This is a genomic window from Ruegeria sp. BC5, from assembly GCF_056539205.1.
Window position 1 is genome coordinate 70,650 of sequence record NZ_JBQFUN010000002.1, and the last position, 21,283, is coordinate 91,932.

Below are 21,283 nucleotides of genomic sequence, written 5' to 3' on the forward strand. Positions count from 1 at the left end.
ATGAATACGGAATGGATTGCAGTCGATTGGGGAACCTCGCATCTGCGGGCTTGGGCGATGCAGGGTGATGCGGTGCTGGATCAGGCGCAGTCGGTCAAAGGCATGGCGCGGGTGGACAAAGGCGGGTTCCAAGCCGCGCTGTTCGAACTGATCGAAGGTTGGCTGAGCACTGCTCCGATTGATGTGGTGGCCTGTGGAATGGTCGGCGCGCGCCAGGGCTGGGTCGAGGCCCCGTATTCGGCGGTTCCGTGTGAACCGACACCGGTTGCCCCCTTCCGCGTGCCGAATACAGATCCCCGAATTCGCGCCTTTGTGGTGCCCGGATTAAAACAAACGGCCCCGCCGGACGTCATGCGCGGCGAAGAAACCCAGATCGCTGGTTTTCTGGCCGCTCATCAAAACTGGGACGGGGTGATTTGCCTGCCCGGGACCCATACGAAATGGGTGCAGGTCAGCGCCGGAGAGGTTGTCAGCTTTCGCACCTTCATGACGGGCGAGATGTTCGATCTGCTGGGCGGGCAATCGGTGCTAAAATATTCGATCGGCGAGGGCTGGGAGGATGCCGCCTTTGCTGAGGCCACTGCCGATGCGTTGTCGAAACCTGAACAACTGGCGGCGCGTCTGTTTGGCCTGCGGGCCGCTGATCTGCTGCAAGGGCAGGATGGCGGCGTTATCCGGGCACGGCTGTCAGGTTATCTGATCGGCGCGGAATTGGCGGCCACCCGCCCCTATTGGTTGGGTCAGCAATTGGCAATCATCGGGGCCGAGAGCCTGTCGGAAGTTTATGCCAAGGCGCTACAACAACAGGGCGCGTTTGTAGAAACCGCCAACAGCACGAAATGTACCCTGGCCGGTCTGCAACAGGCCCGCAACCTCACGAGGCAAACCGCATGAGCCGACCCATCATCGCCATTTTGCGCGGAATAGCCCCCTCGGACGCAACCGACGTTGGACGGGCGCTGATCGACGCTGGCATCGACAAGATCGAAGTGCCGCTGAATTCACCCGATCCGCTGGCCTCGATCGCCGTTCTGGCCAATGAGTTCAGTGATCGTGCTTTGATCGGGGCAGGCACGGTTTTGACGTCCCAGCAGGTCGACATGGTATCAGAGGTCGGCGGTCGTCTGATCGTCTCACCGAATTGCGACCCCGAGGTGATCTCGCACACACATCGGCTGGGACTGGAAAGCTGGCCGGGTATTTTTACCCCGACCGAAGCTTTCGCCGCGCTCCAAGCAGGGGCATCAGGGTTGAAACTGTTCCCCGGAGCGCTGGCAGGACCAACAGGGTTGGCGGCCTTACGTGCGGTGCTACCTACAGGCACGCAGGTTTATGCCGTCGGCGGGGCAGGCCCCGAGAATTTCGACCTGTGGATCAAGGCAAGCGCTGATGGGTTCGGCATCGGATCGGCGCTGTTCAAACCCGGCATGACCGCCTCGGAAGTCGCAGAGCGGGCGACCCAAATCGTCACCGCCTACGACAAGGCCGCTGGATGAGCATCGTCTACGACAACCGCGCCTGTGAACTGGGCGAAGGGCCGTTGTGGCACCCGGAACGGCAACAGCTGTTCTGGTTTGACATCCTGGGCAAACGTCTGATGACACGGGACGGCGAAGCGCAGCGCAATTGGCAGTTCGACGAACATGTCTCGGCCGCGGGCTGGGTAGACCGGGATAGGCTGTTGATAGCCTCTGAAACGGGCCTGTGGCGGTTCAACCTGCAAAACGACCAGAAAGACCTGATTGCCCCACTTGAGGCGGACAATCCGGTCACGCGCTCAAATGACGGGCGTGCGGATCCTTGGGGTGGGTTCTGGATCGGGACGATGGGTAAAACCGCCGAACCCGGTGCAGGCGCGATTTATCGGTATTGGCGGGGGGAACTTCGGCAACTGGTGAACGATGTCACGATCTCGAACGCGATCTGCTTCGCCCCGGACCGGTCTTGCGCCTATTACACGGACACGGCCACCAAGCAGGTCATTCAATGGCCGCTGAATTCCGAAACCGGCTGGCCCAAGGGCGACAGCACGGTATTCCTGGACCTACGCGTCGACGGTTTGAACCCCGACGGCGCCGTGGTTGATGCGAAAGGCAACCTCTGGATCGCGCAATGGGGTGCAAGCCGTGTTGCAGCCTATAAACCGTCAGGACAGTTCCTGACGGCCATCCCATTTGAAGCCACCCATGTGTCATGCCCCGCATTTGGCGGCAACGACTTGACCACACTCTACTGCACCACTGCCCGCGAGGGGCTGGACGAGGACACGCTTGCTGCACACCCTACCAACGGTATGACCTTTGCCGCCCCCAGCACGGGTACTGGGCAGGCCGAACACAGAGTCATTCTATGAAGCCCGAACTTGGTGTTTGCTACTATCCCGAACACTGGCCCGAAGAAATGTGGGCCACGGACGCCGCGCAGATGGTCGAAACCGGCCTGAGCTGGGTGCGGATCGGTGAGTTTGCCTGGAGCCGGATGGAGCCAACTCCGGGTGATCTGCAATTCGACTGGTTGGACCGAGCGATTGAGGTGCTGGGGGCTGTGGGCCTTAAGGTTGTTCTGGGCACGCCGACAGCAACGCCGCCCCGATGGATGCTTGAGAAACACCCTGACATGCTGGCGGTGGATGCTCAGGGGCAGCCGCGCAAATTCGGTTCACGCAGGCACTATTGCTTTAGTCATCAGGGATATATCGCCGAATGCGCCCGCATTGTCCGGCTCATGGGCGAACGGTATGGGCGCAACCCGCATGTCGCCGCCTGGCAGATCGACAACGAATATGGCTGCCATGACACGACCGTCAGCTACAGCCAGCCTGCCTTGCGAGAGTTTCAGCGGTGGCTGGCCGATCAATATGGCTCGGTCGACGCTCTGAACGCCGCCTGGGGCAATGTGTTTTGGTCGATGGAATACGCAGGTTTCGATCAGATCGACCTGCCCAATCTGACTGTGACCGAACCCAACCCAGCGCATGTTCTGGCCTTCCGCTGGTTCAGCTCGGATCAGGTGGTGATGTTCAACAAAGCGCAGGTTGATGCGTTGCGGCCACTGACCGACGCGCCACTGCTGCATAATTATATGGGTCGGGTTCTGGATTTCGATCATTTCAAAGTCGGTGCGGATCTGGATATCGCCACATGGGACAGCTACCCGATTGGGTTTCTCTCAGACCGCCTTGAGGCGGACGAGGCCCATAAAGCCGCGTTCCTGCAACAGGGCGATCCGGATATGCAGGCCTTTCATCACGACCTTTATCGCGCCGTTGGGCGCGGGCGCTGGTGGGTGATGGAACAACAACCGGGCCCGGTGAACTGGGCTCCTTATAACCCTGCCCCCCTGCCCGGCATGGTGCGCCTGTGGTCGCTTGAGGCGGTGGCTCATGGGGCCGAAGTGGTCAGCTATTTCCGCTGGCGGCAGGCTCCGTTCGCGCAGGAACAAATGCACGCTGGCCTTTTGACACCGAACAACACACCCGCCCCGGCACTGGCTGAGGCACGTCAAACCGCAGTTGATCTGGCCGAGCTTGGCGCGCTGACGCAAACGCAGGCGGACGTGGCGATTGTGTTCGATTATGCCTCGGACTGGGCCTGGGCGACACAACCGCAAGGGGCCGGGTTCAACTATTTCCGGCTGGTTTTTTCAGCCTATCGCGCGCTGCGGCGGGCCGGGCTTTCGGTGGACTTCATTGCGGCCTCGGAAACGCCCAAGACCGGTTACAAACTGATCCTCGCCCCCGGTCTTGCCACGCTGGATGACGATCTGGAAACCCGCCTGACTGAGGGTTGTGATCTGGCCATCCTTGGCCCCCGTACAGGCGCGATCACTCGCGATTTCCAAATTCCAACCTCAGGCCGCCCGGGCCTGTCCGGGCTGGATTGCGGAGTTGATCTTGTGGAAACCCTGCCCCCCAACGTGCAGCGTGATGTTAACGGAGGTGGCGCGGCGCAACACTGGGTTGACCGCCTCTCTGGAGATGCCCCAGACCTTTTGACCTTTGTTGATGGCACATCTGCCCTAAAAGGCGAAAACGGTCTTTGGTACCTTGCGGGTTTCCCGGATGAGGCTCTTTGGGACAGGGTCATCTCGATGGCCGCCCAAACGGTCGACATGACCTTGCATGCAATGCCCGAGGGCCTGCGCCGACGGGAATCCGAGCAGTATATATTTCTGATCAACTACACCGCCGCACCCGTCCTTTGGAACGGGCACGAAATCGCAGCGTGTGACGTCGTCATCCTACCAAATGGTCCACCCGCACAGGGGTAATGCTCAGGCGTTTAAAAATTTCTCGACAAATTCGGCCCGTGCTTTGGCATACCAGGGAGCTTCGGCCAGCCACGGGTTGAGGTTGGCCAACGCGTCGCCCGGATAGGCCTCGGCAAAGTTCTTTCTGAACTCATCGCCCGCGAAATCCTCGGCGCCCAGTACGGCTGTGTTATATCCGTTCACTGCAGCGGCAGCTCCGGCTGGCTCAGGTCGGTACAAATAGTTGATGAACGCATAGACCTGTTCGATGTTTTCCGCACCGACTGGCATTGCAAGACCATCCACCCACGCCATCGCTCCTTCGATCGGAGCCTGATAATTCACCGGTTCCCCTGCTGATTTCAAAGCCAGCGGCGGCCCGTCCCATGTTTGCCCCACAACCACGCCGCCATTCAGCAAGCCGTATTTCTGAGTTTCAGCATCGTTCCAAATCAGCTTGATCCGATCCCTGCGTTCAATGCACCAGTCCGTGATCTGGTCCCAGACCCTGCGCATGGTGTCTTCGTCGTCGTAGGCATCCCAGACGGACTCGGGCTCCATCTCACCCAAGCGTTCCAAATACAGACCCGCACACAGCATCATAGAATGCGCACGACCCATGGTCATACCGGCATTTTCTTCCGCCCAGACATCCCCATAGGATGGAGCGTCGCCTTCGGGCGACCACAGATCGGTACGGTAGGCTATGCCCTCAGTCCCCCAGATATGCGGCAGCCAGTGCGCTCCGCTTTTGTTGAAATTCCAAGCGTCGGTCCCAATTCTAACCATGGAAGGGTTAACCGCGTCCAGGTTCACCTTATCCAGATCAAACGGTTGCAGCAGGTCCAGCGGCGCCCATTGCAAAGACCGCATGTTGGTAGGCGCGACAAGGTCAAACCCCTGGCCATTCGACGCAGTCATCATGTTGAGGATTTCTTCGTTCGATCCGATCCCGATATGATTGACCCTGATCCCCGTTTCCGCTTCGAACCCTTCCAGGAACTCAGGCGGCAGGTAATCCGACCACATCACCACGTTGATCTCACCCGAAGAGGCCAGCGCGCTTTTGCTGTAAAGCGGAGCCGCCAAAACAGCCGCGCCCGCGCCTTTCAGCATCGAGCGTCTGGAAAGGGTTTTCCGTTCAGCCATTTTGATTCTCCTGCTATTGAGTTGTTTTGCAGCCTTCTACTTGCTGCCAACAGGAATGTGGACTGGCAAGATCACGTGTCCCGCCAGATTGAAACCCCATAGGGTGGGATTTCAGTGCCCCCAACCAAATAGGCATGTGGTTCGTCAGTCGGTAATGACAACCCATCTGCCCCGAAATTGAAGGCAAATTTCAATCCTCCGCGACGTGTGATCCGCAGATCCGGTCCGCAATCCGTGACGGGAAGGCCCGCCCAGCTTAACGCGTCCGAAAGTATGGCATGCAGCAATTGGCCGCGTGGGATCATTGCCAGATAGATCGCTCGGTCCGAGCGTACAATCGCCGGGCTGCCATCCCGGTATGCGCTGCTAAACTCTGCCGTTACCATTCCGCTGGTGTCGATGATTTCCCGCCAACCGGTGAAGTCATACGTCGTTCCGTCCTGCAAGCGCACCGATTCCTGCGCCAGTTCTGGTAGCGATTCCACCCGCAAGACCGTCACACCGGTAAGCTCAGCCAACGCTCCGGGCGCAAGGTTGTGCGGTGTGTGCATGTCGGGTGTCTTGCTGCCCGCGCGCGCGCCGATCAGCAGTTTCGCCCCACTGTCCCGCAGTTTGTTGGCCAGATCGTTTGGAACGATCATGCTTTGCGGGACAACAATCAGGGCATACCCGTTCAGCTCATCTTGTGGCCCCACAAAATCCAGATCGACCCCAAGCGCGCACAGCCCGGCATACCATTCGCGGATGACCTGAGCATTTGGGAAGGCATCGTCATGCGGCAGGATATCCGCCGCCCAGATGGATTCGTAATCCAGAATTATGGCCACCTGCGCCCGCTCACGTACCACGGCGGGCAACAAGTCGCGCTCTGCCGCGACCTGCGCCAATTCCACGGCGGCCTGATCCGGGCTGCCGTCCGAACGCAACAATGCTGTGTGATACTGTTCCTGCGCAAATTTAGCCTGTCGCCAGCGAAAAAACATCACCGCCTGCGCGCCATGCGCATAGGCTGCCCAGGTCCACAGTCGCACCATCCCGTCCGCGGGTGAGGGGTTTTTCTCGGCCCAGTCCACCGGGCCGGGTTGCTGCTCCAACACCCACATGCGCCCCTTGCCTTGAGAGCGATACAGATCGCAGTGAAACCCCTGATAGTCCGGCGCGCCGGTCCGCAAATAGCGGTGCTTTTCGTCGTCAGACAGGGTCGAGCCCAACAGATTGCCTAAAGGGTAACTGTCGAAGCCAACAATATCCAGATCGGCGGCAACGGCATGGTGATCGAACTCAAAACTGCCCGCCATGAAATTATGGGTGATGTCCCGGTCCGGCGCGTACTGACGCAACACATCCACCTGCGCGCGGTTGAACAGCCGCACCCGGTCCGAGGAGTATCGCGCAAAATCAAGCGCGTGGGTTGGGTTGGGGCTGGCCACCAGCCCGTTTGGCAATTCGATCTGGTCAAAGCTGGAATAGGCAGATCCCCAGAACACTGTCCCCCAGGTTTCGTTCAGTATTGCGATCGACCCGTACCGATCCGCTAGCCATCGCTGGAACCCGACCCGCGCCGCATCCGAATAGCTAAGCACCGTGTCGTGATCGTTATATTCATTGTCGATCTGCCAAGCGTGAACATAGGGGTTCTGGCCATAACGACGGGCATATTCGGTGGCAATCCGGCGGGCTTCGGCCAGATAGAAATCGCTGGAAAAGCAATAGTGCCGCCGCGATCCAAACCTTCGCACGCGCCCGTCCGGCCCAACTGGCAGAATTTCCGGATGTTCGTCGATCAGCCATTTCGGCGGGGCGGCGGTGGGCGTGGACATCATCACGCGCAGGCCTGCCTCGCCCAGAATGTCGATCACCTCATCCAGCCAATCCCAGTGGAAAACGCCGCGCTCCGGTTCAATCAGGCCCCAAGTGAATTCGGCGATGCGCACCCAATCCAGTCCCATCTCGACCATTCGCTGCGCGTCTTCACACCAGAGCGACCGGTCCCATTGTTCGGGGTAATAGCATACCCCAAGTTCCAACCTGCTCATCGATCTTCCCTTGCCGTGCGGCGTTCGATCCATTTGAGGAAGCTGGCGCAGCCCAACGTGATCACCACATAGAGGATTGCGGCTGTATTAAACGGCGCAAAGGGCAGAAAACTGGCGGCCTGAAATTCGCGCATCCGCTGGGTCATATCGCGGACTGACAGGATCGACAGCAGTGAGGTATCCTTGATCATCGCAATGAACTCATTGCCCAAGGGCGGCGTGACGATGCGCAGCGCCTGCGGCAGGATGATCAGCCGCGCAGTTTGCCAGCGCGAAAGACCCAGCGAGCCACCAGCCTCGATCTGACCCCGTGGGATGGCCTCGATCCCGGATCGGAAAATCTCGGCCATATAAGCGGAATAGCCGACCGAGATCGCGATGATCCCGCGAGTCATATTGGTCATATCGATACCGCCACCCGTGGCATCTTTGACCGCCCCAGCCAAAGGCAGACCGATATAGAGGATGATCACTAGCATCGGAATGCCACGGATCGTGTCCACGAAGAACTCGGCCCCTACGGCCAGCGGATGCAGCTTGTGCTGCGCACCGCCCACCGTCAGCGTCAGCAATAGAAAACCAAACACGGCAAAAGCCAGCGCTGGGTTGCGGTACTGATCCGGCAGGAATTGCGTCTGCCAGATCACCGGATAGCCCTTGGTGTTGGCACCGACCGGGACAAAGGCGCCCGACACGCTGTCGACGGTTTCGATCTGTTCCACCGCGCTGGCAGCGTTTGGGGCGCTACGGATGCGGTATTGTTGGTCTTCGCCCCCGTCGAATTCACCAAACCTGATGATGTCGGCCTGCGCCTGCGGGGTGCCGCGCACAATGGCGATGCGCGCATCCAGCGTACCTATCAGTTCGTATTTGACCTGTGGCTGCATGAAGAAAAACGCCGATACACCCAGCAAAGTCAAGCTGATGCAGCCATAGACAACGGTCGTGCGCGCCTTGGGTTTGAACGATTGCAGCCCGACCCAGATCAGCCCCAGAATGGCGGCGAAGATATAAGCAAAAATGGCGGCGCGAAACGTGATCGCCACTCCGGTTGCAAATTGCCAACGGGCCATAAACATCAGATAGAACAGCGCGGCCCCGGTCAGGATCTCAAACCCAAGCTGAGCAAGTCCCCGCGCCCTGACGGGCAAACGGCCCGACAGCAAAATACCAGCAACCACAAGCGCATAGATTAGCAGTAACACCTGAAGACCTGTCTGAACCTGATCAACAACGTCTGGAAAAAGTACCCAAGTCTGCGCGGAGCGGTCGATCAAGGTCGAAGTATTTTCGCTGAGCGCATGAAAGAAGACGGACTCGGCAAATGGCATCAGCACCTGCGGCGCGACGAAAACCAAGACCGCCAGCGCCAACGCTGCGGGCAAGGCCGCCCATGCCGAGATACGCACCCAACTCGGCGCCGTCTGAAACCGCGCGTTTCGGGCGCAGAGATATCCCAGAATGGCCACCGCAAGAACCAGCAGGAACCCGACAAAAATCGGGCCGGCATTATTCCCGATCCCGAGAATTGCGATCAAAGAGCGCAGGTATTTTGAAGAGGTAGCGAACAGGTAGATAATGAACGGGGCCGCGGCGAGCAGAACAAGATTGCTCGGGCGGATCGAGCTTAGACGCTTCATGGGACCTCACTGCAAACAGGCGGCCCGGTTGCCATCGGCACCGGGCCGTTTCGGATCGGACAGGTTTATTCGGTGCCCCAGTATTTGCCGACCAACTTGTCCAGCGTGCCGTCGGCCTTGATCGCTGCCAGCCCTTCGTTGATGGCGTCGACCGTTGCGTCGCCTTCCTGAAACACGATACCCAGCGGGTCGGATTGCAGGCCGGTGATGCCCACGGTCAGCTCACCCGCGAACTCCTGCTCGTATGCGGCGGCCGAGGTGCCGTCGATGATCACACCCTGCACATCCGCATTTTGCAGTGCCAGGATCGCGGCAGAGAAGTTGTCATACAGGCTGACATTTTCGCGCCCTACCAGATCCTCGGCCAATTGCGCGTTGGTGGTACCGGTCTGCGCCGCCAGCTTCTGACCACCGGCTTTGAAATCCTCAAGCGTCATGTCCGCATTGTCGACCTGGAGCAGAATGGCCTGACTGACCACAATGTAGGGTTCTGAGAAATCCATCGTCTCTTCGCGTTCCGGCGTGATTGAGACGCCCGAGATCACCAGATCGAACTCACCCTGCTGAAGCGCGGCAAAGATGCCGTCCCATGCGGTGTTGACGAAATTCGGGACGCAATTGACCCGTTCGCAGATCGCATTCATCACATCCACATCGAAACCCACGATCTGACCGGTCGTCTCATCGACAGTTTCCATCGGCGGATAGGTGGCGTCGGTTCCGATTTTCAGAACGCGCCCGTCCAGGTCGGCAGCAAAAACTGCGGGGGCTGCTATCGCGGTCACGACCGCTGCGGCCAGTAGATTTTTAAACATCTTCAAGTCCTCCTGAGTTGATTTACGTGGTGGGCGCCTTTTGCGGCGCGGGGGTGTCAGGTTGGCGCTCGATCAGCGTGGCCCTGATCTTTTTCTGGGTCTCGGACGGGTCACCCCCTTCCAAAGCTTTCAACATGTACTCGCCCAGAAGACGGCTGGTTTCTTCGATGGGCACATAATAGGTGCTGGGCGGGGGTACGAAATATCGACTGAGTTGCAGATCATCGGTGGAAATCACCACCATGTCCCGGCCAATCTGCACACCCGCAGCATGGGCTGCGGACAAAACGCCTAGTGTCATCGCCTCATTCGCGCAGATACAGGCCGTGGGTCGGTCGCTTAGCTGCATCAGTGCCTCAAAACACAACTGCCCAGTACGAGCGGTTGTGGGGCCATTGAAAATCAGCGCTGGGTCAGGCGCAAGGCCACCATTGGCCAAAGCCTGTTCGTATCCGGTTTGACGTTGTGCTGCATAGATCAGTTCGGCCGGGGGGTTCACCAAGGCAATACGCCAGTGCCCCAACCCCACCAACCGCGCGGTTGCGTCAAACGCAGCCGCCTGACTGTCGAAATCGACATAGGCATGGGCTGTCTTGCTGTCGCTCATACCCATGGTCACGAAGGGAAAACTGTGTCGCTGTAGAAAAGCGATGCGCGGGTCGCCCTGCAATGTGCCCGAAAAGATGACACCATCGGCCAAACCGTCCTGAACAATCCGCGCCAGAACGGCCATGGCATCCGGCAGATCGGCCACGTTGAACACAGACATCTCGTATCGCGAACCCTGCAAGGACGCCGAGATACCGGCCAGAATGCGGGTGAATTCTACCCCTTCCCATTCCTCTGCTGCGTCAGGTGACACGCTGACCAGCACCGCGATACGGTAGGATTTGTTGGTGCGCAGCTTCAAACCGTCCATATTGACACGGTACCCGAGACGCGTGGCTACAGCCTGAATCTCTTGGCGTGTTTCTTCCCGAACTGACGCAGCCCCCCGCAGCGCGTTCGAGACGGTGCCAACAGAATAGCCCGTCTCCTTGGCGATCGACTTGATCGTTGCGCGCGCCATTATCCGACCTCCGAAGACATCTGTCCCATCAGAAACTTTCGCCCCGTCCGCAAGGTCTCGGCGTGGTCGGGCGTTTCATCGTGTTCGACAAACAGATCGCTGCAGGGGCTGTCATTCAGAATGCGCAACAGCCGGGGCCAATCGACCACGCCCTGCCCCAGATTGCGCCAGCGATCATCACCCTGCCCCGAAGCCGGTTCTGCATCCTTGGCGTGTACTGATACGATCCGCCCCGCGTACCGCTGCAACACCTCGGCCGGGTCCGGCACCGAGACGGCCAACCATCCGATATCGGGCTGCCAATGCAGCGTGTCATGGGCCAGGATCAGGTCCAAAGGCGTTTCTCCAACAGGGCCAACCAGATCAAAATCATGGTTGTGATAAGCCAGTCGAACCCCCTGGCCCGCCAATCGCGCCGCCCAAGCAGAGAGTTGGTCTGCTACATCCTGCCATCCCGCGACCGTGCCGGGGCGGGCCTGTGGCGCCAGCCATGGCATCACGGCAACCGGGCAGTTCAAAAGATCAAGCAGGGTCAGAATATCGTCAAACCGGGCTTCGAATTCCTCCCAATCGAAATGCGCCGACCGGACGGTCAGGCCCGACTGCGCAACCTGCAACGCCATGTGTTTAGGGGACAGATCGTGAAATCCAACTGTTTCAACATCCGCAATACCGCAGGCGAGGATCAGATCCAACTGCGCAGCCAGACCCCCGAGCTGCCTGACGGTATAAAGCTGTGCCGCTATCCGCATTTCCTGAGATTCACCGCGATTGAAACGTTTCAATAACGGTGAAACAGCCGCACTATGTTTGTCAAGCCCAGCGTTTAGCTTGGAACGGTAGCCCTATTTTGAAGTACTTTCTGAACTACCAGTGTGGAAAAGACAGCGAGGAACAGCAATATCACTGCGAAATTCAAAACAAACAGGAATTGCCACTGGTCCTGCGCTGAATTGCTCAATTTATCCGTTCTACTGGAGATCAAAGCATGTGTTGCAAGATAGACCCAGCACACCAGACTGAGCGCGGGAAGACAAAAATGTGGCATAAGCACCGTAAAGAGGATTGAGTTCAAACCGGTTTGCTCAGCGGCACCAACACGATTAGTCAGCTTTTGAACTTCAGCTTGCGATCCACGGATTACGAAGTGTGCGGCTAGGGTACCCAAAATCAAGGACATCGAAGCTACTGCACCCAGGCTGGTAAGAACAATGTTTTCTGCAGTCAGGGAAAAACCGCCTTTGTTGCCGGACCCAATGAAAATGGCGGCAAACAGTATACCCTGAAAAATCATGCCCCAATGCAGCCTTTGGTTTACCAGTGCATTTTCTTTTTCAATCAAATTCAGATAAAATACAGTATTATTGTTGTCAGACATATCCTAGCTGGGTACCGCCTATTTTACTTTCCAAGCCAAAATCTGTTCTCACGGTACACAAGAAATAACAAGAGGTTACTCCTTGGTCTTGGGTCGTAAGGGTTGCCTGTTTCCTTGTGATCGATGGGTTGATGCTCCTGCAAGCCAAGTGTGTCAAATCCGCAGCCGGTCTGTTTAAAACTGGATTGCAGATGGCTGAACTGTTAGTTGGCATCTCAATGCGTTCCGACAGGCTTCTACAATGCACTACACTTGCATCGATTTCCCCGCAGAGTTCTGTTCACGTCTGGATCGGGATGCTCGGGCACACGATCGACTATGCCAGAATGGCTTTGTTGACATAGAATTCTCATAACTGGAACGCAATCTGAAATGTCTACCAAGGACTTAAAAACCACCCTGTCTGGAAAATCAGATTCTTTGCCCCTATTGCAACCCACTGCTTCCAACCGCGCGCATTGGAACTTGGTCGCGGATATCGGCGGCACCAATACGCGCTTGGGCGTGATCGCTGACGGAAAGCTGACCGATCTGCGCAAATACCCAACCGGCACCCTGCCAGAATTGCTTAACGCCTTTCACACCCTGCGCGATGAGATCGGCACCGATCCACGCGCCGTGGTGGCCGCCGGGGCCGGGCCTGTGAAGAACGGGAAGATCTGCCTGACGAATGCAAAGCTCGACCTGTCCGAGGGTGATATCGGCAAGGCCACGGGCGCGCAGCATACCTTTGTCATCAACGACTTTACCGCCGCTGCTTGGTCGGTGGCCGAAATCACAGGCGATGATGTCGAGGTGTTGCAAGGCACCGCGAACCCACCCCCTGGCACCCGGTTGGTTGTCGGTCCCGGCACAGGTCTTGGGGTTGGGGCGTTGCTTTATTCTGAGGGCCGGTATCACACCGCATCTGGTGAAGGCGGCCATATTGGCCTGTCACCGCGCCATGTGGATGAGGTCGAGATTTTCAAAGCCGCCCGGCACATCGCGCCGGATTGTTTCTTTGATGAAACTTTGGTGCTTGAGGCGGAAATGTTCCTTAGCGGCACAGGTCTGCCGGTCCTCTATCAAGCTGCAAGCATGGCCGCAGGACAGACCAACACGCCAATGCGCAGCGCCAAGGACATTCTTGATGACGCGCGCGCGCAGACAGATCCGATCGCCGAAAAAACGGCGCATATGTTCACCACCCATCTGGGCGCAGTGATGGGTGATCTTGCCGTCGTGCTGATGCCTGTGGGCGGTGTGTTCCTTGTGGGCGGTGTGGCCGAGAAAAACCGCTGGCTCTTCAAGGAAGCCTTCCGCGATGCGTTCAACGCGGGCGGGCGGTTTACCGATTTGCGAAGGTCAATGAGCCTGTATGTTTCGGAACAGGACGAATTTGGCATTGTTGGCGCTAACAATTTCTGTAAAAGTGCGCTCGCGCGTTAATATGGCCGCCTGATCCCACAAGACAGAAAGGACCCGGCATGATCCTGTGCTGCGGTGAAGCCCTGATCGACATGATCGCCACCCCGACCATTTCGGGCGGTGATGGATTTGTGCCCCATTCCGGTGGCGCGGTCTTTAACACTGCCATTGCCTTGGGGCGGCTGGGGTCGCCGGTTGGGCTGCTGACCGGTCTGTCTTCGGATATGTTCGGAGAGCAACTGACCGATGCCCTGAAGACCAGCCATGTGGATGCAAGCCATGTGATCCGAGCAGATCGCCCCACGACGCTGGCCTTTGTGCAGTTGAAGGACGGGCACGCCTCTTACAGCTTTATCGACGAAAACTCGGCGGGTCGCATGCTGATGCCCGAGGATATGCCGGATCAGCTCCCCGCTATTTCGGCGCTGTATTTCGGCGGCATCAGCCTGGCCTGCGAGCCTTGCGCCGACGCTTACGCCGCATTGCTGGACCGGCAAGGGGCGGATCGGGCGGTGATGATTGATCCCAATATCCGGCCCGATTTCATCAAGGATCAAACCCGGTATCGCACCCGTCTGAACCGGATGATCGCACAGGCGGATATCGTAAAGGTCTCGGACGAGGATCTGGATTGGATCATTCCCGGCCCGGAAAGCATCACTGAGAAAGTGCCGCTGTTGCTGCAAGCCGGGCCTGCCGTGGTTATTGTAACGCGTGGCGGTGACGGCGCGTCAGGCTATCTGGCGGACGGGTCCGAAACCTCAGTCCCCGTTCGACCGGTTCAAGTTGTCGATACCGTCGGTGCAGGTGACACGTTCAACGCCGGTGTGCTGGCCGAGCTGGAGCGCGGTGGGCACCTGACCAAAACCGCGCTGCGCACCCTGAGTACCGAAAACCTGCGCGCCGCTTTGGCCAAAGGCGCAGAGGTTGCAGCCATCACCGTTTCCCGCGCCGGGGCCAACCCGCCCTGGGCGCACGAGCTTTGAACCCCAAAGAGATCTAAATGAAACGTTCTGACATCAACGCCATCAAAACCGAAGCCGAGGCCTTTATACGCTCCTTCGGTGCGGTCCTGCCCCCCTTTGCCAATTGGTCGCCTGACCAAATGCGCAGTGACAAAGCCGCAGGCATTCGCGAACGCGGGCTGGGTTGGGACATCACCGATTACGGGCAGGGTCGCTTTGATGAGTTGGGCCTGTTCCTGTTCACCTTGCGCAACGGCGATGTGGGTGATCTGAACAGTGGTCGGGGCATGCTCTATGCCGAAAAGCTGCTGGTGTCGCGAGACAAACAGCTGTCGCCAATGCACCGCCACATTGTGAAAGCCGAAGACATCATAAACCGCGGCGGTGGTGATCTGGTGATGGAGATCTATGCCTCGGACCCGCAAGGCGGTATCGACCGTGAAAATCCTGTTGTCGTGCCCAGCGACGGTTGCCCCGTCACAATTCGGCCCGGTGAGTTGCTTCGCTTGAAACCCGGCGAAAGCGTCACTCTGATGCCCGGCATATGGCACGCCTTCTGGGCCGAACAAGGCGATTGCCTGATTGGCGAGGTCTCGACCGTCAATGACGACCGAACCGACAACGTGTTCGAAGACCCGATCCCGCGCTTTGCAACCATCGAAGAAGACGTCGCGCCGGATTTCCTGTTGGTCGCGGATTACTACGCTTGATACGCAGTTTTCAGGCTGACCTGACCCGCAAAATGATAAGTCCCTTTTCTTAAACCGGAAAAACGCATTAACATGGGCTGCGAAACCGTGGGTGGGGGTTCCAACCCTGACCTGTTACAGCAACAACTGTTAGGGGGCCGGTCCAATGGTCACGAAAGCTGAGCTTGAAGCGCAAGTTGCCGATCTGCGCCGCCAACTGGCCGAGCAAACTGCGACCCGTGAACAGGCACAAAGGCCGGAACCACACGATACTGTGGCCGACAGGATTGCCGAGAACATCGACAACTGGACCGGACAGCTTGAAGAAGCCCTGACCGAGTTGGAGGATCTGCCGCACAAAAGACCGATCCTGTTTGCGCTTGGCATTTTTACGCTTGGCTATCTGCTAGGCCGATCCCGGTAGGAGCCTGAACATGAGCCGCATTTCCCGCAATATCTCGATCATTCTGCGCGCCGAACGGTTGATTGCCCAACGCCATGTTGCCGTGGCCGCACGGCGTACCGGCTTTTACGCTGCGGCGGGGCTGGCCGCGGGGCTGGCTGTCATCATGCTGAACGTGGCTGGTTTTTTCTGGTTGTCAGCAACCCTGTCCAAACCGCTGGCCGCGCTGATCATGGCTGGGGCCAACCTGTTGCTGGGTGTGATCCTGGTTCTGATGGCCAACACGCAGAACGCGCAGGCGGATACGACAGCCGCGGTCGAATTGCGCGATATGGCACTGTTAGATATCGAAACCGAGATCAAAGACACTCTGTCCGACGCACGTAACACCGTGACAGGCATCCGGCGCGACCCGCTGGGTGCCCTGACACCCGATGTTATCAGCGCCATTCTGAGTACGCTGATCAAATACGCCAAGCGTCGCAAAGACAAACCCGAGCAATAGCGACTATTGCACCATCCGGGCGGCGGCGCGGGCGATCACCATCTCTTCGTTCGTGGGAATTGCCAGAATGCGCACGCGGCTGAAATCGGTCGACAGAACCGTGCCATTGTCGGCGTTCCTGTTGGGATCCATTTCAATCCCGATCCAGCGCATCCCGTCACAAACCCGCTGACGGATCTGTACTGCATTCTCACCAATGCCGCCCGTGAACACCAGCGCGTCCAACCCTTCCAGCGCAGCAGACATGGCGCCAAGCTCTCGGCGAATGCGAAAGACATAATAATCGATCGCCTTGCGGGCCTCGGGCGTTTCGGCGGCCAGCAGGGTGCGCATGTCCGATGACATCCCCGACAGACCCAGCAGGCCGGAATTACGATAGAGCATGTCGGCGATTTCATCCGCGCTCATCCCTTCCTGCTGCATCATGTACAGCACGACACCCGGGTCCAGCTGACCGCTGCGGGTGCCCATCGGCAGGCCGTCCAATGCGGAAAAACCCATGGTCGACGCCACAGCCCGCCCGCCTGACACAGCACACATCGACGCGCCGTTGCCCAGATGCGCGATGACAACGCGGCCATCATACAGGCTGGGCGCGATCTCTTTCAGCTTTTGCGTGATGTAGTCATAGCTCAGGCCGTGAAAGCCATACCGGCGCACGCCCTTGTCATAATAGCTCTGCGGCAGGGCGAAGGTATCGTTGACCCATGGATGGGTGCGGTGAAAGGCGGTGTCGAAACAGGCCACCTGAACCGTGTCTGGAAAGGCGGCGCTGGCTGCACGGATACCGGCCAGACTGAATGGCTGGTGCAGCGGCGCAAAGGGGATGAACCCGGCCAGAGTATCCAGAACCTTGTCGTCGATCCGCACGGGTTCGGAATACACCGTCCCCCCATGCACAACCCGGTGACCTATGGCCCGGATTTGGATGTCCGGCAGATATTCGCGTGTCATGTCCAGAAAGGCCTGGATTGCCTCGTCATGGCTTTGGGTATCCGTCAGCGCCTGGTTGATCGAGCGGCCCCCGGCAGATTCCGCCAACAAGCGCGGCGCATCCCCCAAGCGTTCGATCTGGCCGTGCCAACGCATGCTGGGGCGATTGCCTTCGACCAGTTCATACAGCCCGAATTTTAACGAAGACGACCCGGCGTTCAGCGCCAGCACATGGTCAGCCATGAATTTTACCCTTATTTGCCTGCGCATGCAGCGCCGCTACTGCGCAGGAAGCCAACCGCGAGGCATCATCATCCGCTCGGGACGTCAGAATGATCGGGGCGGCGGCACCTACCACAATTCCCGCTGCCTCGGCATGGGAAATGTAAGTCAGCTGTTTGGCCACCATATTGCCAGCTTCGATATTCGGGGCCACGAGAATATCCGCCGCCCCGGCGACGGCGGACTTGATGCCCTTTGTTCGCGCCGCCTTCAGATCAACCGCGTTGTCCATCGCCAGTGGGCCATCGACCAGCCCACCGGTGATCTGACCCCGCTCGGCCATTTTCGACAACAGCGCCGCATCCACAGACGAGGGCATATGCGGGTTGATCGTCTCAACCGCCGACAAGACGCCAACCTTTGGTGTTTCTATCCCGATCGAGTGTGCCAGATGGATGGCATTCTGCACAATGTCTGCCTTGGTCTCGAGGTCCGGAGCGATGTTCACGGCCGCATCCGTCACCATGATGGGCCGTGAAAAGCCTGGCACATCCATCACAAACACATGCGACAAGCGACGGCCTGTCCGCAGACCTTTGTCCCGACGCAGAACCGCTCGCAGCAAAACATCGGTGTGCAAATGCCCCTTCATCAGGGTTTGCGCCTTACCTTCAACCACCAGGTCCACAGCGCGATGGGCCGCATTTTCATGACTGCGGGCTTCAATGATCTCGATACTCGACAAATCGGCCTTCAACTCGGCGGCTGCAGCAGCGATTTTGTCAGGATCACCCAGAAGGATCGGCGCAATAATACCCTTGGAATGCCCTAGCAAGGCGCCGCCCAGCGAGTTCGGCTCTTCCGGGGCGATCACGGCTGTGGGCATCGGATCCAGAGGCTTTGCCTTTGCGATCAGTGCATCGAAATGGCGATGGCGCTGAACGATCAGGCCGGGCACGTCAACCGAGTCAAACGTCAGGTGTTTGGCTGGCGGCGTCACTTGCACCTCACCACTGAGGATCAGAGCGTTGTCGCCCACGCGGCGCACTTCGGTCGCACAAAGCAAATCACCGTCGTCCCGCTTTTCGGTCACGGTCAGCGTGGCGGTCACCTCGTCATCTGCCAGAACAGGCGCATGAAAAGACAGGTTCGCCGACCGCGCCTGGGTGCCCGCGCCGGGCAGGATATTGCCCAAAATTGCCGCAATCAAACCGGCAGGCCACAGGGCTGGGGCCACTGCCTCGGGGTGGCCATCGCCATCGCCATCATATCCTGCCAGATGCAATGGATTATGATCGCCCGAGGCCGAGGCAAAGGCATAAAGATCATCGACCGTACATAAGCGCGTCACCTGCGCCACGTCCCCGACCTTGATCTGCGTGTAGGTGCGGTTTTCCGTTATTTTCATTTCTGTTTGGCCTTGTTCGCAGTAGCCGAACTGCGCCCTTGAGATTTGGACCGAGTTCCGGCTTTCTGTTTGATCTCAGCAAGATCAAGCGTGTCGTATAGCGCTTGTGCCATCTCGACAAGCTCAGGTGAAGGGTTCGGAATTTCACCCAGAACACGCTTGAGCAGATCAACCGCCTGTTTTCTGTCAGCAACCCGCGGCAACAGGTCGGGCAACGTATCGATCGCACCCTGTTCGTCAAAAGTGACAATCACTGTCTGTTCGCGCAACATGCGTTGGCGGTCTTCGACGGTGAGATCCCTGAACGGGGCCTCATGTTGGAACACATGCGCCCAGCGATGCAGAATTTCAGCCCGAAAGCTTTGGTTGCTTGAGGCCAGCAACAGCAACAACCGGATCACGGCCTCGGGCAGCCCGCCCTGTTTCATGTGCGCCAATGCTGCCTCAACCTCGGGCAGGGCTTTCAGGGTTTCAGGATCAGGCAAGGTACGGTGGGCAGCGTTCTTCTTGCCGAACCACGCGGCCTGCGGACCACCCCAAAGCGCATAGAACATCCCTTCATACCAGGCGTCGCGCAGGTCTCGACTCAGATCCATGGCCTGTTCGACCCAGTCGCCGGTCAGCTTTTCCATCTCAAGAAACGGGTTATCAGCTGTCGCCGGGGCGCGCAGTTCGCGCGTCATCCCGGCTAATTGCGCAACCCCCTTCATCATCGGATTGTCCGAAGACATCGCCGTGCGTTGAACGCGCAGAGGGTGCAGATCACGCAAAGCCTTTGCGCCCATCGGTGTCGTCACGGACCGCACAAAAGGACGCCCGAAGGTTTCATACGCATTCGCCTGCACTTCGGACATATGGGCCACCGCGGCAAAGCTGGCCTCATCCTGCTGGCCGTCGTCTAACGCGGCTACATCCCCGAGTGTGCGGTCATAGAACCGAACCTCGAACTGTTTATCCTGGCCTTCGCCTTGGGTGTTTTCGATCACCATCTCGTAGAGGCCTGGTGCCATTGCTTCGACCGTTTCCAGGGTCGAAGCCATCTGCGTATGTTCCTTACGCGCCACTTTGGACGAAACAAAAATGCCCAGATGGCCAACCTCATCATGCAACATGTAGATGATCCGCTGACCGCGCAGACGGATTTCCTCTTCATCTGCGTATGTGGCGGCAATCCAGTTGAGTGCCTGCTGGGGCGGGGTGATGTTATCACCTTGGCTGGCAAAGACAAATATCGGGCCTTTCACCGCCTTGATGTCGATCGGCACGCCCGGTTCCAACTGCGCGGTGTTCTTGATCAGCCGATTGCCAACGAACAGCTGCTCGACGATCCAGTGAATCTCGGCCTCGTTCAATAGGAAGTAACCACCCCACCAGCGCTCAAAATCAATGAAGCGTTTCCGACCGCCGTCAGGGTCGCGGTAGAGGTCGAAATACTTGCCGAAATAATTCCGGCTGGGGTTCAGCTGTTCAAAATTCATCACCAAATTGGCGCCATCGAACATGCCCGCGCCGACGTCCGACCAGAACATCGGTTGCCAGGTGCCGCCCAGAACACCGGCGTTATACCGCATCGGATTTTCCCCCACCTCGCCCGACCATGGCGCAATGGGGGCGCCATTCAAGATCAGCGGTCCGGTCAGATCCGGGTTGCAGGCGGCCATCAGCAAAGTGGCCCACCCACCTTGGCAATTGCCGGTCACGACCGGCTGCGGGCTGTCGGGATGGCGCGCGCGGACAGTGCGCACGAACCCGGCCTCGGCATGCATGACGTCGGCAAGGGTCTGCCCCGGCACAGGGTCTCGCCCGAAACTGACGAAATAAACCGGATGCCCTTTTGACAGGGCAACGCCAACCTGACTGTCTGGTTTGAATCCACCGATGCCGCCGCCGTGACCGGCACGCGGATCGATGATGATGTAGGGACGCCGGGTGTCGTCAATGGTTACACCTTTGGGCGGCAGGATGCGCAGCAGTTGGTAATTGCAGGGGCGTTTCAGGGTCGCCCCGTCGACGATGACCTCATAGTCATAGATCAGCACTGGCGGGCAACCCGCGGCTTCATGCTCCAGAAAAGCATCTCCGCGTTCACGCAGCGCGTCCATGGTCAGCACCACGCGCTGGGTGGCGTCTTTCAGATAAGCTGTCCAATCGTCGACAATCGATTGCGAACGCGCAATGCGCTGCGAAACCTCGGCGAAGCCCTGCATCAGATCTCGGGTCCGCTCTGAATGCGTTTCGATAATCCGCGTCGATTGCAGCCGGGCGGATTGGGACAACAGGGTCCATTGTACGCCGGACCGATCCAAAGCGCGGGTTACGATATCAACCGTTCGGTCCTGAGCCGCAGCCGCATTTTCAGCCGTCTCGGACCGAAGGTTCAACGAGGTCTTCTGCACATTGGTCACCATGAGCCTGT

At 58.5% G+C, this 21,283-nt stretch carries 19 protein-coding genes; 9 read left to right on the plus strand and 10 right to left on the minus strand.

Going from position 1 to position 21,283, the window contains the following annotated elements:
- The 4 genes from ACR0LY_RS08470 to ACR0LY_RS08485 are packed head-to-tail and all read left to right on the plus strand — an operon-like array spanning position 1 to position 4,269.
- Complete coding sequence (locus ACR0LY_RS08470) at positions 1-894, plus strand: 2-dehydro-3-deoxygalactonokinase (RefSeq protein ID WP_170349909.1); 894 nt, start codon at positions 1-3, stop codon at positions 892-894.
- Positions 891-1,496, plus strand: coding sequence for a 2-dehydro-3-deoxy-6-phosphogalactonate aldolase (locus tag ACR0LY_RS08475; protein WP_170349910.1), 606 nt, complete (start codon positions 891-893; stop codon positions 1,494-1,496). The genes ACR0LY_RS08470 and ACR0LY_RS08475 overlap by 4 nt, the downstream gene beginning before the upstream one ends.
- The gene (locus ACR0LY_RS08480) at positions 1,493-2,353 is read left to right on the plus strand and encodes an SMP-30/gluconolactonase/LRE family protein (protein WP_170349911.1); all 861 of its coding nucleotides are present in this window, start codon (positions 1,493-1,495) and stop codon (positions 2,351-2,353) included. The genes ACR0LY_RS08475 and ACR0LY_RS08480 overlap by 4 nt, the downstream gene beginning before the upstream one ends.
- Complete coding sequence (locus ACR0LY_RS08485; protein WP_170349912.1) at positions 2,350-4,269, plus strand: beta-galactosidase; 1,920 nt, start codon at positions 2,350-2,352, stop codon at positions 4,267-4,269. The genes ACR0LY_RS08480 and ACR0LY_RS08485 overlap by 4 nt, the downstream gene beginning before the upstream one ends.
- A 3-nt stretch (positions 4,270-4,272) precedes the next feature.
- Here the strand turns inward: ACR0LY_RS08485 and ACR0LY_RS08490 are convergent, their stop codons facing one another.
- From ACR0LY_RS08490 to ACR0LY_RS08520, 7 genes are all read right to left on the minus strand, one after another.
- Positions 4,273-5,397: an ABC transporter substrate-binding protein gene (locus ACR0LY_RS08490; protein ID WP_170349913.1), complete on the minus strand. Its 1,125-nt coding sequence runs from the start codon at positions 5,395-5,397 to the stop codon at positions 4,273-4,275.
- Positions 5,398-5,468: 71 nt separating this feature from the next.
- The gene (locus tag ACR0LY_RS08495) at positions 5,469-7,433 is read right to left on the minus strand and encodes a beta-galactosidase (protein ID WP_217360543.1); all 1,965 of its coding nucleotides are present in this window, start codon (positions 7,431-7,433) and stop codon (positions 5,469-5,471) included.
- Complete coding sequence (locus ACR0LY_RS08500) at positions 7,430-9,073, minus strand: amino acid ABC transporter permease (RefSeq protein WP_170349915.1); 1,644 nt, start codon at positions 9,071-9,073, stop codon at positions 7,430-7,432. The genes ACR0LY_RS08495 and ACR0LY_RS08500 overlap by 4 nt, the downstream gene beginning before the upstream one ends.
- A 65-nt stretch (positions 9,074-9,138) precedes the next feature.
- Positions 9,139-9,888 (minus strand): basic amino acid ABC transporter substrate-binding protein, encoded by a 750-nt coding sequence (locus ACR0LY_RS08505; RefSeq protein ID WP_170349916.1) that lies wholly within the window; start codon positions 9,886-9,888, stop codon positions 9,139-9,141.
- Between the two features lie 22 nt (positions 9,889-9,910).
- Complete coding sequence (locus ACR0LY_RS08510; protein ID WP_170349917.1) at positions 9,911-10,957, minus strand: LacI family DNA-binding transcriptional regulator; 1,047 nt, start codon at positions 10,955-10,957, stop codon at positions 9,911-9,913.
- Complete coding sequence (locus ACR0LY_RS08515) at positions 10,957-11,709, minus strand: sugar phosphate isomerase/epimerase family protein (protein WP_170349918.1); 753 nt, start codon at positions 11,707-11,709, stop codon at positions 10,957-10,959. Before ACR0LY_RS08515 ends, ACR0LY_RS08510 begins: the two co-directional genes overlap by 1 nt.
- Before the next feature lie 74 nt (positions 11,710-11,783).
- Positions 11,784-12,335, minus strand: a complete 552-nt coding sequence (locus ACR0LY_RS08520; RefSeq protein ID WP_170349919.1) for a hypothetical protein — start codon at positions 12,333-12,335, stop codon at positions 11,784-11,786.
- A 429-nt stretch (positions 12,336-12,764) separates the two neighbouring features.
- On the opposite strand from ACR0LY_RS08520, the gene ACR0LY_RS08525 reads away from it, so the two are divergent.
- The 5 genes from ACR0LY_RS08525 (at position 12,765) to ACR0LY_RS08545 (ending at position 16,304) form a co-directional block, all read left to right on the plus strand.
- Entirely contained in the window at positions 12,765-13,763 is a 999-nt protein-coding gene (locus ACR0LY_RS08525) for a glucokinase (protein WP_480640785.1), read from the plus strand.
- A 38-nt stretch (positions 13,764-13,801) separates the two neighbouring features.
- Positions 13,802-14,728, plus strand: coding sequence for a carbohydrate kinase family protein (locus tag ACR0LY_RS08530; protein WP_170349921.1), 927 nt, complete (start codon positions 13,802-13,804; stop codon positions 14,726-14,728).
- Between the two features lie 17 nt (positions 14,729-14,745).
- A complete protein-coding gene (locus ACR0LY_RS08535; RefSeq protein WP_170349922.1) occupies positions 14,746-15,417 on the plus strand; it encodes a D-lyxose/D-mannose family sugar isomerase in 672 nt (223 codons plus the stop codon).
- 145 nt (positions 15,418-15,562) lie between these two features.
- A complete protein-coding gene (locus ACR0LY_RS08540) occupies positions 15,563-15,820 on the plus strand; it encodes a hypothetical protein (protein WP_170349923.1) in 258 nt (85 codons plus the stop codon).
- A 10-nt stretch (positions 15,821-15,830) separates the two neighbouring features.
- Positions 15,831-16,304, plus strand: a complete 474-nt coding sequence (locus ACR0LY_RS08545; protein ID WP_170349924.1) for a hypothetical protein — start codon at positions 15,831-15,833, stop codon at positions 16,302-16,304.
- A 3-nt stretch (positions 16,305-16,307) separates the two neighbouring features.
- On the opposite strand, the gene ACR0LY_RS08550 is transcribed toward ACR0LY_RS08545, so the two are convergent.
- The 3 genes from ACR0LY_RS08550 to ACR0LY_RS08560 are packed head-to-tail and all read right to left on the minus strand — an operon-like array spanning position 16,308 to position 21,275.
- Complete coding sequence (locus tag ACR0LY_RS08550; protein WP_170349925.1) at positions 16,308-17,480, minus strand: acetate/propionate family kinase; 1,173 nt, start codon at positions 17,478-17,480, stop codon at positions 16,308-16,310.
- On the minus strand, positions 17,473-18,867 hold the full coding sequence (locus ACR0LY_RS08555) for a bifunctional enoyl-CoA hydratase/phosphate acetyltransferase (RefSeq protein WP_170349926.1): 1,395 nt from the start codon (positions 18,865-18,867) through the stop codon (positions 17,473-17,475). Before ACR0LY_RS08555 ends, ACR0LY_RS08550 begins: the two co-directional genes overlap by 8 nt.
- Entirely contained in the window at positions 18,864-21,275 is a 2,412-nt protein-coding gene (locus ACR0LY_RS08560; RefSeq protein ID WP_170349927.1) for a DUF3141 domain-containing protein, read from the minus strand. Before ACR0LY_RS08560 ends, ACR0LY_RS08555 begins: the two co-directional genes overlap by 4 nt.
- Positions 21,276-21,283 lie beyond the last annotated feature (8 nt).